This window comes from Prescottella soli (genome assembly GCF_040024445.1).
Classification (GTDB): domain Bacteria; phylum Actinomycetota; class Actinomycetes; order Mycobacteriales; family Mycobacteriaceae; genus Prescottella; species Prescottella soli.
This window is the reverse complement of record NZ_CP157276.1, coordinates 997,890-1,013,789: the sequence shown is the minus strand read 5'-3', so window position 1 is coordinate 1,013,789 and position 15,900 is coordinate 997,890. Positions and strand designations below refer to the sequence as shown.

12 protein-coding genes and 1 riboswitch are annotated in these 15,900 nt (G+C 68.8%); of the genes, 9 read left to right on the top strand and 3 right to left on the bottom strand.

All coding sequences use genetic code 11. The features are described from left to right. The first annotated feature begins 157 nt into the window (after positions 1-157). From ABI214_RS04680 to ABI214_RS04660, 5 genes are all read left to right on the top strand, one after another. Entirely contained in the window at positions 158-2,896 is a 2,739-nt protein-coding gene (locus tag ABI214_RS04680; RefSeq protein WP_348606613.1) for an aminotransferase class I/II-fold pyridoxal phosphate-dependent enzyme, read from the top strand. 374 nt (positions 2,897-3,270) lie between these two features. Next, positions 3,271-4,269: an isopenicillin N synthase family dioxygenase gene (locus ABI214_RS04675; protein WP_348606611.1), complete on the top strand. Its 999-nt coding sequence runs from the start codon at positions 3,271-3,273 to the stop codon at positions 4,267-4,269. A gap of 31 nt (positions 4,270-4,300) precedes the next feature. Beyond that, a complete protein-coding gene (locus ABI214_RS04670; RefSeq protein ID WP_348606609.1) occupies positions 4,301-5,134 on the top strand; it encodes a MetQ/NlpA family ABC transporter substrate-binding protein in 834 nt (277 codons plus the stop codon). Next, a complete protein-coding gene (locus tag ABI214_RS04665) occupies positions 5,134-6,153 on the top strand; it encodes a methionine ABC transporter ATP-binding protein (protein WP_348606607.1) in 1,020 nt (339 codons plus the stop codon). The genes ABI214_RS04670 and ABI214_RS04665 overlap by 1 nt, the downstream gene beginning before the upstream one ends. Next, a complete protein-coding gene (locus ABI214_RS04660) occupies positions 6,150-6,818 on the top strand; it encodes a methionine ABC transporter permease (RefSeq protein WP_348606605.1) in 669 nt (222 codons plus the stop codon). Before ABI214_RS04665 ends, ABI214_RS04660 begins: the two co-directional genes overlap by 4 nt. A 173-nt stretch (positions 6,819-6,991) precedes the next feature. Here the strand turns inward: ABI214_RS04660 and ABI214_RS04655 are convergent, their stop codons facing one another. After that, positions 6,992-8,260 carry a lipase family protein gene (locus ABI214_RS04655; RefSeq protein WP_348606603.1) on the bottom strand — a complete coding sequence of 423 codons (1,269 nt, stop codon included), beginning with the start codon at positions 8,258-8,260 and terminating at the stop codon, positions 6,992-6,994. 310 nt (positions 8,261-8,570) lie between these two features. Between ABI214_RS04655 and ABI214_RS04650 the strand changes: the two genes are divergently transcribed. Continuing rightward, positions 8,571-8,852, top strand: a complete 282-nt coding sequence (locus ABI214_RS04650) for a hypothetical protein (RefSeq protein ID WP_348606601.1) — start codon at positions 8,571-8,573, stop codon at positions 8,850-8,852. A 16-nt stretch (positions 8,853-8,868) separates the two neighbouring features. Here ABI214_RS04650 and mtr read toward each other — a convergent pair whose 3' ends face one another. Further along, entirely contained in the window at positions 8,869-10,257 is a 1,389-nt protein-coding gene (mtr, locus tag ABI214_RS04645; RefSeq protein ID WP_348606598.1) for a mycothione reductase, read from the bottom strand. After that, the gene (locus tag ABI214_RS04640; RefSeq protein ID WP_348606596.1) at positions 10,254-11,303 is read right to left on the bottom strand and encodes an alpha/beta hydrolase; all 1,050 of its coding nucleotides are present in this window, start codon (positions 11,301-11,303) and stop codon (positions 10,254-10,256) included. The genes mtr and ABI214_RS04640 overlap by 4 nt, the downstream gene beginning before the upstream one ends. Before the next feature lie 221 nt (positions 11,304-11,524). Between ABI214_RS04640 and mqo the strand changes: the two genes are divergently transcribed. From mqo to cobO, 3 genes are all read left to right on the top strand, one after another. Continuing rightward, positions 11,525-13,060, top strand: coding sequence for a malate dehydrogenase (quinone) (gene mqo / locus ABI214_RS04635; RefSeq protein ID WP_348606594.1), 1,536 nt, complete (start codon positions 11,525-11,527; stop codon positions 13,058-13,060). A 116-nt stretch (positions 13,061-13,176) separates the two neighbouring features. Then, positions 13,177-13,270: riboswitch (adenosylcobalamin-variant (AdoCbl-variant) riboswitch) on the top strand. 51 nt (positions 13,271-13,321) lie between these two features. Continuing rightward, on the top strand, positions 13,322-15,232 hold the full coding sequence (locus tag ABI214_RS04630; RefSeq protein ID WP_348606592.1) for a magnesium chelatase subunit D family protein: 1,911 nt from the start codon (positions 13,322-13,324) through the stop codon (positions 15,230-15,232). Between the two features lie 40 nt (positions 15,233-15,272). Further along, positions 15,273-15,887 carry a cob(I)yrinic acid a,c-diamide adenosyltransferase gene (cobO, locus tag ABI214_RS04625; RefSeq protein ID WP_348606590.1) on the top strand — a complete coding sequence of 205 codons (615 nt, stop codon included), beginning with the start codon at positions 15,273-15,275 and terminating at the stop codon, positions 15,885-15,887. The last annotated feature ends 13 nt before the right edge of the window (positions 15,888-15,900 follow it).

Below are 15,900 nucleotides of genomic sequence, written 5' to 3'. Positions count from 1 at the left end.
GCGAGTCCATCCGCGCGAACCGAGATATCGGGCGCGCAACGTCTGCGGCCTCTTGCCTGTCCAGACGTGGGGGAGCAGGCTGAAATTGCTCGGCACGACCGCGCCGTCGCCGACCGACTTCTGGTGTGTCGGTCGTGACCGTGGCGTGGAGGCTGTGATGGCTGAGGTGAATCCGCGGGCCTACAACAGTATGTGGCAGTTCCGCGCGGACTCGTGGTGTCGACTGGAGGGGGCGAGCGCGCACCTGGCCGGTGACGCCGCCCGCGGGGCGCCGATCGGTCCGTTGCTCGCACGGGTCGAGAAACTGCTCAGCCAGCTTCGTCCGCTCGAGCGGTACTGGGCCTTTCCCGGGCCGCAGGTGTTCGCGCAGACACAGCGGCTGTTCACGGCCGGCGTGTACGACAAGTTCTCCCGCACCGTCACGCGGATCAACCGAGCGCTCGTCACCGGGTCCTACCGCAGCGGCACACCTGTCTCACCGCTCGACGGCGACATCGAGGTGGCGGGCCCGGACTCGTCGCGCCGCGACGAGTCCGGTCCCGACCGGTCCCGACCGCACTACTTCGAGGTGCTCGTGGTCGAGACCATGACCGACGCACAGGAGCGCGCACTTCGCCGGGAGCTGCGTGCCTGGCGTCGACCGGACGACCAGTTCATCTACGAACTGGTCGTCGTCGGCAGCGGTGACGACGCGGTCGTCGCGGCGCGGCTGAACGTGAACCTGCAGGCGTGCGTGATCCGCCGCCGCTTCTCCCACCAGTCAAGGCGAGATCTGTCGGCCCTGGCGAACTTCCTCTACACCGACGTCGCGGACAAGCTCGCCGGGCACACGCCCGAGGAGCGGACCCGGATCCTGGCAGAGGAGCTGACCGACACCCGGCCGGAGCTCGACCTGTATCTGATGACCGAGATCGCGGTCGAGGATCTCGCGGGCCAGCTCGGCCAGTACTTCCGCCGGGTCTTCCACGCCGGAGAGGGTTCGCTCGATCTGCACCTGAGCCTGCTCGAGGGGATCGCGGCACGGTTCCGGACCCCGTTCTTCAGTGCGCTGCGCGAATACAGCTCCCGCCCGACCGGGGTGTTCCACGCGTTGCCGATCTCGCAGGGCAAGTCGATCGTCAACTCGCACTGGATCTCCGACATGCTCGACTTCTACGGCCTGGACGTGTTCCTGGCCGAGACCTCCGCAACGTGCGGGGGCCTGGACTCGCTGCTCGAACCGACCGGTCCGCTGCGTGAGTCGCAGCAACTGGCGGCGAAGGCGTTCGGGGCGCGGCAGACCTACTTCGTGACCAACGGCACCTCGACGGCGAACAAGATCGTCGTTCAGGCGCTCATCGCCCCGGGCGACATCGTCCTGGTCGATCGCAACTGTCACCAGTCCCACCACTACGGCCTCATGCTCGCCGGCGCTCAGGTCACGTATCTGGACGCGTATCCGCTGAACCAGTACTCGATGTACGGCGCGGTGCCGTTGCGGGAGATCAAGTCCAAACTGCTCGCGCTCCGCGAGGCGGGAAAGCTCGACCGGGTCAAGCTGTTGATGCTGACCAATTGCACGTTCGACGGGGTCATCTACGACGTCGAGCGGGTCATCGAGGAATGCCTGGCGATCAAGCCGGATCTGGTGTTCCTGTGGGACGAGGCGTGGTTCGCCTTCGCCCGGTTCCACCCCGTCTACCGCACCCGCACTGCGATGCATGCGGCGCAGGCGGTGCGGCAGCGCATGCGTGACCCCGACTACCGGGCCGAGTATGCCGAGTACGCCGAGCAGGTGCGCGACGCAGACGACGAGACACTCCTGGAACGGCGCCTGATGCCCGACCCGGTCCGCGCCAAGGTGCGGGTCTACGCCACCCAATCCACCCACAAGACGCTGACGTCGCTGCGGCAGGGCTCGATGATCCACGTCTTCGACCAGGAGTTCGACCAGAAGGTCGAGGAGACGTTCCACGAGGCCTACATGGCGCACACCTCCACCTCGCCCAACTACCAGATACTCGCCTCCCTCGACATCGGGCGGAGGCAGGCGGACCTCGAGGGTGCCGAGTTGGTGCAGAAGCAGGTCGAGAACGCGATGCGGCTGCGTGACGCGGTCGACCACCATCCAATGCTGAGCCGGTACATGCACTGCCTGTCGACGGCGGAGCTGATTCCCGAGGAGTTCCGTCCCTCGCACATCGACCAGCCGCTGCGCGGCGGCCTGCGCGCGATGGTCACGGCCTGGCGGAGCGACGAATTCGTCCTCGACCCGTCGCGAATCACGCTCTACATCGGCTCGACCGGTATCGACGGGGACACCTTCAAACGGGCCGAACTGATGGATCGCTACGGCGTCCAGATCAACAAGACCTCCCGCAACACGGTGCTGTTCATGACCAACATCGGCACCACCCGCAGTTCGGTCGCCTACCTGGTCGAGGTGCTGGTCAAGTTCGCGCACGAACTCGACGAACGGCTGGCCGACATGAGCACCACCGAGCGGGCGTACCACGAGGCGGCGGTCACCAGGCTGACGAACCCCACCGCGCCGCTGCCGGACTTCAGTGGATTCGACCCGATCTTCCTCGAAAGGGACGGCGGCGCAACGACTTCCGACGGTGATCTGAGACGGGCCTTCTTCCTCGCCTACGACGACACCCGGTGTGAATACCTCACCGCGGACGAGGTCGAGGAGGCCATCGAGTCCGGACGGCCGGTGGTCTCCGCGACCTTCGTGACCCCGTATCCGCCGGGATTCCCGGTGCTCGTCCCGGGACAGCTGTTCAGTCGGCAGATCCTGTCGTTCATTCGCAGTCTCGACACTCGGGAGATTCACGGTTACCGGCCGCACCGCGGCTACCGCGTCTTCACCACCAAGGCCCTCGAGATGGCCGATCCCTCGGTCGGGGCGTGACCGCCGCGCCCCGCGGGTGCGACTGAACAGTTCCGACCGTTCGTCTCGCAAATGTCGCCGCTCGTCGTCGTGCGTATACGTTCGATTTGAACTATTCACCGCGGGCGCGTTAGCCTCCAACCACTGGCATGTCCGATCCGGCGCGCCGGTTCACGATCTCGTCCTGGAAGGACCCCGATGCGCGGCCCTGCAGCAACTGTCGCCATGACGCTCATGCGTGGCGGTTGTTGTTGCATGCGCCAGCGCTGAGACGAGACAGCTTCGCGCGACGGCACTGAGGCCGTCCCGCATCCCCGTGCGAATTCCTCCCACCGGGCACCCACACGTCACAGCGCCATCACTTCTTCGGTGCCCGTGGGGAAAGGATCCGTGCCATGTCCGCCCACTCGCTCCCGATCATCGATCTGGAGAATCTCGACCTCGATGCACTGCGCAAGGTCACGCACGAGATCGGCTTCTTCTACCTCACCGGTCACGGCATCGACCAGCGGCTCACCGACGACCTGATCGCCGCGGCGCGTGAGTTCTTCGCGCTCCCCGAGGCGGACAAGCTCGAGATCGAGAACAGCAACTCGCCGCACTTCCGGGGTTACACCCGCGTCGGCGGCGAGCGCACCCAGGGCTACATCGACTGGCGCGAACAGCTCGACATCGGACCCGAGCGGCCGGCGGTCGACCCGATCGACCCGGATCGCCCGTGGGACGTGCTGCACGGTCCCAACCTGTGGCCGACCCGTGTCCCGGCGCTGCGTGAGCTGGCGCTCGAGTGGTCGAGCCAGGCCCAGTCCGCGGGTCTGCGGCTGATCAGCGGCTGGGCGCAGTCCCTGGGCGCGCCGTCCGACTTCTTCGACACCGCGTTCGCCGACCCGGATCCACTGCTGAAGATCGCGCGCTACCCCGGCCACGACGGTTCGGTCACCGACCAGGGCGTCGGCAGCCACAAGGACGTCGGGGCCCTGACCCTGCTCTACCCGGAGCCCGACAGCACCGGTTTCCAGGTGGAAACAGACGGTGGTTGGCTCGACGTCGCACCGCTCCCCGGCTACCTGCTGGTCAACATCGGCGAACTGCTCGAGGTCGCGACCGGCGGCTATCTCAAGGCCACCGTGCACCGCGTGCTACCGCCGGCCGCCGGCACCGACCGCGTCTCGCTGCCGTTCTTCCTCAACCCCGGCTACGACCAGGCCCTGCCCACGGTTCCGCTGTCGCCCGAGCTCGCGGCCGAGGCCGCCGGTATCGGCCCCGATCAGCACGGCGGCACCCTGCACGCCCGCTACGGCCTCAACGCCCTCAAGTCGCGCCTTCGTGCGCATCCCAATGTCACCGAGCGGTACCACCGCGACCTGCTCGATCTGCCCGCTCTGCGCGGCTGACCATCTCCACAAGCACCGGAAGGTACCCTCAATGTTCTTGCGCCGCACCGCTGTTCTCTCCGCCGCCGCCCTGCTCACCGCGGGCCTGGCCGCCTGCTCGTCGGGTGGCGACGGCGAGAAGCTGGTGATCTCCGCGTCGAGCACCCCGCACGTCGAGATCCTCGAGCACATCGCCGACTCCGGCGTCCTGGGTGACGTCAAGCTCGACATCAAGCCCGTCACCGGCGAGATCGACCCCAACGAGCTGCTCGTCGCCGGCGACGTCCAGGCCAACTACTTCCAGCACGCCCCCTACCTCGCCGACTGGCAGAAGCAGAAGGGCGTGGACGACCTCGTCTCGGTCGCCACCGTCCACCTCGAGCCGATGGGCCTGTACTCGCAGAAGATCACGGCCGTCGACCAGCTCGCCGACGGCTCGACCATCGCACTGCCGAAGGACACCACCAACTTCGCTCGCGGCCTCTACCTGCTCGAGTCCGCCGGGCTGATCCAGATGGACAAGCCGTTCGCGCAGGCCGACCTGTCCATCGTCACCCAGGCGAACATCAAGGCCAACCCGAAGAACCTGAAGTTCGTCGAGATCGAGCGCTCGCAGATCGCCCGCAACCTCGGCGACCCGCAGATCACCGCGGCGGTCATCAACTCCAACTACGCGATCGAGGCGGGCCTGACCCCGGCGAAGGATGCGCTGCTGTCGGAGAAGGTCGAGAACAACCCGTTCGCGAACCTGCTCGTCGTCCGCGCCGCCGACGAGAACGATCCCGGCGTCAAGGCGCTCGCCGCGGCGCTCGAGTCCCCGGAGACCGCCACCTGGATCGAGGAGAACTACTCCGGTTCCGTCGCCCCGGTCCACCCGGCCAGCTGATGATCACCGTCGAGAACCTGGTCAAGACCTTCCCTGCCGCCGGTGGCGCGGGGGAGGTCTCGGCCCTGCGCGGCATCGACCTCGAGATCGCCGAGGGCGAGATCTTCGGCATCGTCGGCCCGTCCGGCGCCGGTAAGTCCACGCTGCTGCGGTGCCTCAACCTGCTCGAGCAGCCCACGAGTGGGCGCATCGTGCTCCGTGGCGACGACCTCTCCCAGCTCTCCGGCGCGGGACTGCGTCAGGCGCGTCGCCGGATCGGCACCGTGTTCCAGCAGTTCAACCTGCTGCACTCGCGGACGGTGCGGGCCAACGTCGAGTTCCCGCTCGAGCTCGCCGGGCTGGACCGCAAGCAGCGCCGGGCCCGCGCCGACGAGCTGATCGAGCTGGTCGGACTCGGCGGCAAGGAGAAGGCGTTCCCGTCGCAGCTGTCGGGCGGACAGCAGCAGCGCGTCGGCATCGCGCGGGCCCTCGCGTCGCAGCCGGACGTGCTGCTGTGCGACGAGGCGACCAGCGCTCTCGACCCCGACACCACCGACCAGGTGCTGGACCTGCTGGCCGAGCTCAACCGCTCGATCGGCGTCACCGTCGTGCTCATCACCCACGAACTGGGTGTGCTGCGCCGCATCTGCACGTCCGCGGCGAGGCTCGAGGACGGCCGGATCGCCGAGACCGGACGGATTCTCGACCTCGTGGGGACGCCCGGCTCCGCGCTGGGCGCCGCGATCGTGCCGGTCGGCGACGACCCGTCCGCGGGGGACAGTGCCGACACCGCGCTCGTCACCACGATCGGCGATGAGGCGCACGGGCCGTGGCTCGCACAGCTCGTCCGCAAGCTCGACGTCGACATCTCCGTCGTCGGCGGCAGCGTCGAACGGGTCGCCGGCGTCACCGTTGGTCGCCTCCGGTTGCGGTTCGGTCCCGATGTGTCCCGCGCGGACGTCGAGGCCTTCGTCGACGCGCAGCCAGGCACCACCCTCTCCTGGGGTCCCGAGTCCCGGATCGAAGGACGTATCGCATGAACAAGCTGTCCTGGAAGGATTCGCTCCCCGAGGTGTGGGAGGCGACGCAGGATACCCTCTACATGGTGGGAATCTCCTTCGTGCTCACCGTGATCGGCGGTGTGTTGCTCGGGGTGATCCTGCACGTGACCTCGCCGAGCGGGCTGTGGCCGCAACGCGCCGTCAACGCAGTGCTCGGCGCGATCGTCAACGTGTTCCGCTCGCTGCCGTTCCTGATCCTGATGATTGCGCTCATCGGCACGACCCGGATGATCGTCGGCACCGCGATCGGCCCGACGGCCGCGATCGTCCCGCTGACGATCGGCGCGATCCCGTTCTACGCGCGGGTCGTCGAGTCTTCACTGCGCGAAGTCCCCGTCGGCCGCGTCGAGGCCGCTCAGGCGATGGGTGCGAGCAACGCGCAGATCGTCCGAAAGGTGCTACTGCCGGAGTCTGTTTCGGGTCTGGTCGCGGGTGCGACGCTGACCGTGGTGCTGCTGGTCGGTTACTCCGCGATGGCGGGTGTCATCGGTGGCGGGGGACTGGGCGACTTCGCGATCGTCTACGGCTACCAGCGGTTCAACACGCCGGTACTGCTCGTCGCGGTCGTCGTGCTCGTCGTCCTCGTGCAGATCCTGCAGTCGATCGGCGACGGCGTCGTCAGGGCTTTGCGGCACCGCAAATAGGAGTCGACAGCCGATTCGTGAAGGATTCCTCTCGCCACGCGAGTCGAATCCTTCACGAATCGGGGATCCGGGGTGGGTGCCACGCGTGGCTGCCGGACAGCCGTGCGCGAACTCGGCTGCGTATACAACGCGATCCGAGGACCACCGAGCGTTGACGCGACTGTGCGTAGTGCTCAGTTCGACCCGAGCAGCCCGAGTGACCCGAGTAGCTGGAGCGATCCGGCCGACCCGAGTGACGCGAGCGACCCTCCGGAGTCCGGCCCACATGCACGTTCGTCCGATCCGGGTTCGCATCGGAACACCTTGTCGACGAAGGCGGCCGCGTCGGCCTCGCCGGCGTACATGCTGCCGATGTGATCGGCGGGGTAGACCTTGAACTCCGGGAAGGTGCCGGCCAGATTCATGTTCGCGACGAGCTTGAGCGTCAACGGCAGCGGCACGGTCAGGTCCTCGGTGCCCTGTTGGATCATCAGCGGCCGGTCGTATCCGTACGTCGGCACCTGCAGGTAGTCGCGCAGCGCGGCCAGTACTGCCGGGTCGTCGAGTGACCGCGAGAGCATCTGGGCTACAGAGACATTCGCGGCAAGTTGGGCGAACTGCGGGTACGGCATCTCGGGCGCCGCGTCGACCAGCGTGCGTCCGATCGGCGTCAGGTAGCTGTTCACGTCAAGCTCGGGGTGGGTGTCGCGGAGCCCGGCGATGACGAACGTCATGAAGTTGGTCAGCCCGGCGAGGCCCTGCGGCGGGAAGTTCGGTCCGGCCAGTGGCGCGATCGTCTCGATGTTCGACGGAACGCCGGTGGCGACCGCGCCGCGGTAGTCCAATTCGGGTGCGTACTCGGTGGCGGCGTGCGCGGTGAACACCGACGCCTGCCCACCTTCGGACAGACCGACGACCGCCCATGCCGGCGAGAGCCGGCCGTCGACGGCGCGGGCCGCGCGCACCGAGTCGATCACACTGTGCGCCGCGGCCTTCCCGTCCAGATAGGGCGGCACACCGGGGGTGCCCAGGCCGATGTAATCGGTGGCCGCGACGGCGTAGCCGCGACTGAGCCAGTTCGCCACGTAGCTACTGCTGGCCGAGTCGACGCCGTTGCGCGACGGGGCATCCGCGTCAGAGTCGCCGATGGTGCCGTGTGCCCACGCGATGACAGGCCAGCCGCCCGGCGGCGGCGAGCCGGCCGGGACGAACACCATTCCGGTGCAGGGGGTGCGGCCGCTCGGACCTGTGGTCTCGTAGGTGATCCGGTACGCGGCGCCTGTACCCGGCAGCCAGAACGACTGGGGCAGTGGGGCGGACTCGAGGACGGCCCCTGGAGCGCCCAGCGTCGGCGTGACGACGGGGACGGCTTGGGCTGTCGGAGTGAGGATCTGGGGTGCGCCCGCGAGCAGCGCACAAGCGATCGTGGTGACGATACGGCGGCCGATCCGGTTACCCGTCATGCGCCGAATCTAGCTGAGCGCCATCACTCGTCGGGCTTGTTCGCCGGAACCGGTCCCGGGGAAGGGGAGGGCAAGGGCGGAAAACGATGCGTCGCAGTGAAGTTCCGCAAGGGTCTGTGCCGAACTGGAAGGTGGCGTCGGCGGCGTCCAGACGCTGGCCCACGGCCTATAGCCTCCCGCGCCGATGGTGAAGGATTCCTCTCGGAATCCGAGAGGAATCCTTCACTATTCGACGATCCGAGAGTCGTGACCGGCCATTGCGCCCGCGCCTCGTACCGTCATCGTCGACGTGGATCGAGGAGGGGCCGAAATGCTGAACGTGATTCGGGCGGGATGGGTCGGGCTAGCGTGGATCTGCGCCGGGCTGGGAGTCCTCGCCGCGACGAGCCCGATGCTCCAGATCACCTCGTGTGAGCTGGGGTATCCCGACGCCGGCGTCATGCCAGGCGAGCAATGCGAGATGTCGATCGCGCGGTACTACGGACCACCGATCGTGGCCGCGTTGATCGTGCCGGCGGTGCTCGCGGTGCTCCTCGCGGGATGGCAGGCCTGGCTGCCGGATTCGGCCGAGCGATGCGCGCCGGTCGGGTGACCGGCGCGCGCACGACTCAGATGGCGAGACCGAGCAGCGCGTTCTCGACGACCTCGGGGAGGGCCGGGTGGATCCAGTACTGGCCGGTGGCCATGTCCCGGGCCGAGAGCCCGAAGCTCATGGCCTGGATGAGCGGCTGGATCACGGTGGGGGCCTGGGCGCCGACGACGTGCGCGCCGAGGAGGCGTCCGGTGCCGCGTTCGGCGATGACCTTGCAGAGGCCCTCGTCGTCCTCCATCGCCCAGCCGTAGGCGACGTCGCAGTAGTTCTGCAGCTTGACGGTGATGTCCAGGCCGGCCTCGCGGGCCTGCTCCTCGGTCATCCCGACGCTGGCGATCTGCGGGTCGGTGAACACCGCGGACGGCACGAACCGGTGATCGGTGCGGCGCAGCTTCGCGAGGGACCGCTCGGAGCCGTTCCAGGCGTCGTGCAGCAGATTGTGCTGCACGACACGCATCTCGTGGTTCGCGACGTGCTTGAGCTGGTACGGCGACGAGACATCCCCGAGCGCGAACACTCCCTCCGCGGTGGTGCGCTGGTACTCGTCGACGATCACCCGGCAGGACTCGTCGACCGCCACCCCACCGAGTGCGGCGTCGAGCCGGTCACCGTTCGGCGTGCGACCGACCGCGACGAGCAGTTCGTCGCCGGCCACGACGGTTCCGTCCGACAGTTCGATCTGGACGCCGTCGCCCACCGAACGGGCCGCGACCATCGGGTGGCACAGGTGGACGTCCCACTTGCGCTGCGCCAGTTCGGTGAACCAGTCGGAGACGTCGCGGTCGAGGTGCCGGAGCAGCCGGTCGCTGCGGGCGATGATCGACACCTGCACGCCGAGCGCGGAGAACACGTGCGCGAACTCGGCGGCGATGAACCCCGATCCGAGGATGACGAGGCGTTCGGGCAGCTCCGTCAGCCGCATGATGTCGTCGTTGGTGTGGTACCGGACACCGCTGGACTCGATCTCGGCGGGGATCGTCGGCCGCGAACCGGCCGCGATCACGACCTGGTCGGCGGTGATCACCTCGCCGGTTCCGGTGTCGATGGTCCGCGGGCCCACGAACCTCGCGTGACCGCGGAAGACGGTCACGTCGGCGCAGTCGTCGGTGCGGTACCGCTCGCCGCCCGCCGAGATCGGATCGATCCGGCCGAACACCCGCTTGACGATGTCGTGCCAGCGCACGTCGTCGAGTGTCGCGTCGATGCCGAGCTTCGACGACTCGGTGACCGCGCGGGCGACGTCGGCGGTGTAGACGAACATCTTGGTGGGGATGCAGCCGACGTTGAGGCAGGTGCCGCCGAAGGTGCCCTCCTCGAGGATCGCGACCTTCTTGCCGTCGTAACGCTGGTCGAGGATCGAATTGCCCGATCCGGTACCGATGATCGCGATGTCGAAGTGGGTCACTCGCGGGCTCCCGTCTCGGTATCGATGGTCGATGCCGGCTCAGTGTCCGCCGCGGCGAGGTGGTGGGCGTCGAGCCACGACAGCCACAGGTCCACCTCGTGGAACGCCGCCGCGAGCGGCCCTGCGGTGGAGAGGAACACGTCGTGGCGGGCGCCGTCGATGGGGACGGTCGTGGTGCGGTTGCCGAGGCAGCCCGCCCACTTGGCGATCTGGTCGACGTCGAGGACGGCGTCGGCGGCGTCCACGCTGGGGTTGTAGCGGGAGGCGAACACCGTGGTCTTCGAGCGCAGGACCAGCGACGGCACCCCGATGTCGAGTCCGCGGTGCAGGTGCGCGTGGCCGCGGCGGACGGCGCGCAGCCAGCCGAACGTGATCGGGAACCCGGTGAGCGGCTTCCAGTCGAGGTTGTACTCCCACTCGCCGTTGGCGCCGACGTGCAGGCTCGAGCCGTACGTGTCGAGCTTCTGCCCCGGTACCGGGGTCTTGCTGGACACCCGGCCCAGCGCGTCGATCGCGGCGGTGGTGCCGGCGTTGCGCAGCAGGGCGGGGCCCTGCAGGTCGAACCAGGGACTGTTGAGGATGACACCCGCCACACCCGCGCCCGCGGATCCGCCCGGTCGGCGCTCGACACGGTCGAGCCACAGCGGCACGATCAGGCCACCGGTCGAGTGGGCGACCAGCAGGACCTGACCGCCGCCGATCTGCTCACGCACCAGGCTCAGCGCCTCGTCCAGTTCGCGGTCGTAGTACTTCAGATCGGTGACGAAGTGCGGCGTCTGCCCCGGGCGCCGCGACCGGCCGCATTTGCGCAGGTCGAGGGCGAAAAAGGTGTATCCCTGCTCGGCGAAGTGCTCGGCGAGGTGCTGCTGGAAGAAGTAGTCGGTGAAGCCGTGGACGTAGAGCACCGCTCGGGTGCCGGTCATCGTCGACGGCTGATAGCGGACCAGGGTGGCCTCGACCGCGCCCTCCCCGTCGGGGTCCGACCCCAAAGGGATTGTCAGCTGCTGGTATCCGTCGCCCAGGACGTCGGGGGCCCAAGTAGTCACGATCACACTCTATTGGCACAACGGAGTCGTTTGCGAGGGGCACAATTGGGGAAGGTGACGCACAGGTAACCTAAGCGCCACAGGCGCGCGAAATGCGGTCTGTGCACGTAATGTCTCGAATGGATGCGATCGGTGTCGCAAGGCCGGTGAACGCGTGGGATCCGGGCGGGCGATGCGTGCAGAACAGGTCGCGTGTAACAGACAAGGAAGTCGATTCTCCAGTGTCAGACCAGAACGTAGTGGCGAAGACCGATGTAGTGCTCGTGGGTGCGGGCATCATGAGCGCAACGCTCGGCGCGATCCTGCGTCAGCTGCAGCCCGACTGGTCGATCACCACCTTCGAACGCCTCGACGCGGCTGCCGCCGAGAGCAGCGACCCGTGGAACAACGCAGGCACCGGCCACTCGGCCCTGTGTGAGCTGAACTACACGCCGGCCAAGGGCGACGGTGTGGACATCAGCAAGGCGGTCAACGTCAACGAGCAGTTCCAGGTCTCCCGGCAGTTTTGGGCCTACGGCGTCGACAACGGGATCCTCACCGATCCCAAGGAGTTCATCAACCCAATTCCGCACGTCAGCTTCGTGCACGGCGCCGACAACGTGAAGTACCTGCGCGCCCGCTACGACGCACTCGCCGGCCACCCGCTGTTCGCCGGCATGGAGTACTCGGAGTCCGAGGACTACTTCTCCGACCGCCTGCCGCTCATGGCCAAGGGGCGCGACTTCTCCGACCCCGTCGCCCTCAACTGGACCGAGTCCGGCACGGACGTCGACTTCGGCGCCCTCACCAAGCAACTGCTGGGCTACGTCGGCGCGTCCGGCGGCCAGGTGTTCTTCGGTCACGAGGTCCGCAACCTCACCAAGCAGTCCGACGGCAGCTGGCTGGTCAAGGTCGAGAACCTACGCACCGGTGCGAAGAAGACCGTGAACGCCAAGTTCGTGTTCGTCGGTGCCGGTGGCGGTGCCCTGCACCTGCTGCAGAAGTCCGGCATCAAGGAGGCCAAGGGCTTCGGAGGCTTCCCGGTCAGCGGCCAGTTCCTGCGCTGCACCAACCCGGAGCTCATCGCGCAGCACCGTGCCAAGGTGTACGGCAAGGCCGCGGTCGGTGCGCCTCCGATGTCGGTGCCGCACCTCGACACCCGCGTCATCAACGGCCAGCAAGGCCTGCTGTTCGGCCCCTACGCCGGCTGGTCGCCCAAGTTCCTCAAGAACGGCAAGGTCACCGACCTGCCCGGCTCGGTCAAGCCCAACAACCTCACCTCGATGCTCGGTGTCGGCCTCACGGAGATGGGCCTCACCAAGTACCTCATCGGTGAGCTGATGCAGTCGCCGGCCGACCGCATCCAGACGCTGCGCGAGTTCGTGCCGCGCGCCACCGGCGGCGACTGGGAGCTCATCACCGCCGGCCAGCGCGTCCAGGTCATCCGCAAGAAGGGCAAGGGCGGCGTCCTCGAGTTCGGCACGGCCGTCGTCAACGCCGAGGACGGCACCATCGCCGGCCTGCTCGGCGCGTCGCCGGGCGCCTCGACCGCCGTGCCCGCCATGCTCGACGTCCTGGAGCGCTGCTTCCCGCGCGAGTTCGAGGCGTGGAAGCCGAAGCTGCAGCAGATGGTCCCGTCGCTGGGTCAGAAGCTGTCGGACAACACGGCCCTGTTCCAGCAGGTGTGGGACTGGAGCACCCGTGCGCTCGAGCTCGGCGCCGCCGCCGACGCCTCCGCGCCCGCGGTCGACCAGGTGGTCGAGTCCGCCTCGGTCTGAGTTTCGTTCGTCGTTCGCACTGCCGCGGCGGGGGCTCTTCCCCCGGCCGCGGCAGTGTGCTGTCGGGGCACTGCAGGGTGCCGCCCGTGCAGCACGGTAGGGTGCTGCAACTGAAGGAACGTTTGCGGGGAAGTCCTGTGAGAATCAGGCGCGGTCCCGCCACTGTGAGGGTTCGATCCGATCGACCCGAGCCAGAATGCCGCGACGTTTCGTACCGCCAAGCTCTCGGCGCGGAGACCGAGGAGTGAAGGGATTCGATCGTTGCGTCACACCCACGAGGCCAGCCCTGGACCTGCAGGGTTCCCATTCAGTGCAATCGTCGGGCAGGACCGGCTCCGCCTGGCGCTGATCCTGTGCGCCGTCCATCCCGGTATCGGCGGTGTGCTGGTGCGCGGCGAGAAGGGCACCGCGAAGTCGACCGTCGTGCGCGCGCTCGCCGCGCTGCTGCCCGACGTCGAGCAGGCGGGCGAGCGCCGTCGGGCCCGGCTCGTCGAGCTGCCGGTGGGCGCGACCGAGGACCGCGTCGTCGGCTCGATCGACCTCGAGAAGGTGCTGCGGGACGGCGAACGCGCCTTCCAGCCCGGACTCCTCGCCGACGCGCACCAGGGCGTGCTGTACGTCGACGAGGTCAACCTGCTGCACGACCACCTGGTCGACGTGCTGCTCGACGCCGCCGCGATGGGCCGCGTCCACATCGAACGCGACGGCGTATCCCATTCGCACCCCGCGCGGTTCGTGCTGGTGGGCACCATGAACCCGGAGGAGGGTGAGCTGCGGCCGCAGCTGCTCGACCGGTTCGGCCTCGCCGTCGACGTCGCCGCGTCCCGCGACGTCGACGTCCGCATGCAGGTGGTGCGCCGCCGCCTCGACTACGAGCGCGACCCCGATGCCTTCGCCGCCCGCTACGCCGACGAGGACGCCGACCTCGCCCGACGGATCGCCGCGGCCCGCGCGACGGTCGACGCCGTCGAACTGTCGGACACCGAACTGCGGCGCATCGCGTCGGTGTGTGCGTCGTTCGACGTGGAGGGCATGCGGGCCGATCTGGTCCTCGCCCGCACGGCGACCGCGCACGCCGCCTGGCGCGGTGCCGACGCGGTCGCGGAGGAGGACGTGCGCGTCGCCGCGGAACTGACGCTGCCGCACCGTCGTCGCCGCGATCCGTTCGACGAGCCCGGCCTCGATCCGCAGCAGCTCGACGACGCGATGGACAAGGCCGACGCCGACGCCCGCGCGGACGAGGATCCCGAGCCCGACCCGGACGGCCCCGGTGGCGGCGAGACTCCCGCGGATGCACCGTCCGAGGCGCCGAAAACCGAGTCGGCCGAGCAGGATTCGCCGACTTCTGGTGGCGGCTCGGAGCGCCGGGCGGCCGCCCCCGGCCCCCAGTTCCAGGCGCGCCTGCTCGAGGTCCCCGGCGTCGGCGACGGCGCCCCCGGCCGCCGCTCACGTTCCCGCTCGACCCGCGGCCGCACCGTGCGCCCGACCACGGAACGCGGCACCGGACTGCACCTGGTGGGCACGCTGTTCGCCGCGGCCGAACACCAGACCACCCGCGGGCGGGTGAGTGGACCGATGCGATTGGCGCCCAGCGACATTCGTGGCGCGATCCGGGAGGGGCGCGAGGGCAACCTGGTGCTGTTCGTGGTGGACGCGTCCGGCTCGATGGCCGCACGCGACCGGCTCTCCGCGGTCACCGGCGCGGTCGTCTCGCTGCTGCGCGACGCCTACCAGCGGCGTGACAAGGTTGCCGTGATCACCGTGCGGGGTCGCGACGCCGAACTGGTGCTGCCGCCGACGTCGTCGGTGGATGTCGCGGTGCGGCGCCTGCGCGCCATGAAGACCGGGGGCCGCACGCCGCTGGCCGAGGGGCTCCTGCGTGCGCGGGACGTCGTGCTGCGGGAACGCGTGCGGGATCCGCGGCGGCGGGCGCTGGTGGTGGCCCTCACCGACGGACGGGCGACCGGCGGCAAGGACGCCGTCGCGCGCGCCAAGCGCGCCGCCGGCATGCTCGCCGACACCGGGGTGGCCTCGATCGTCGTGGACTGCGAGACCGGCATGGTGCGGCTCGGCCTCGCCGCCGAGATCGCGCGTGACCTGCGCGGCGGCTGCGTGCGCCTCGCCGAGCTGTCGGCCCAGCAGGTCGCCGGCGTCGTCCGCGCCGCCGCCTGAACCACCGCCCGAAAACCCAAGCCCGAGAAAGGGACTGCACATGCCTCAGGGCGTACCCGAGAACGTGCCCGCCGACGGGCTCACCACCCGACAGCGTCGCAACCAGCCGGTGCTCGCGGTCCACACCGGGCCCGGCAAGGGGAAGTCGACCGCCGCGTTCGGCATGGCGCTGCGTGCCTGGAACCAGGGCTTCGACGTCGGCGTCTTCCAGTTCGTCAAGAGCGCCAAGTGGAAGGTCGGCGAGGAGGCCGCGTTCCGCGCGCTCGGCGAGCTGCACGAGACCAGCGGCGTCGGCGGCGCCGTGCAGTGGCACAAGATGGGCGAGGGCTGGTCGTGGTCCCGCAAGCACGGGACCGAGGAGGACCACGCCGCGGCCGCACTCGAGGGCTGGCGTGAGATCGCCCGCCGCCTGGAGGCCGAGACGCACCGCTTCTACGTCCTCGACGAGTTCACCTACCCGCTCAAGTGGGGCTGGGTGGACACGGAGGAGGTTGTCGAGGTGCTGCGATCACGCCCCGGCAACCAGCACGTCGTGATCACCGGGCGCGACGCCCCGCAGGCGCTGATCGACGCGGCGGATCTCGTCACCGAGATGACCAAGATCAAGCACCCGATGGACGCCGGACGCAAGGGCCAGCGTGGCATCGAGTGGTGATGGTGGTGATCCG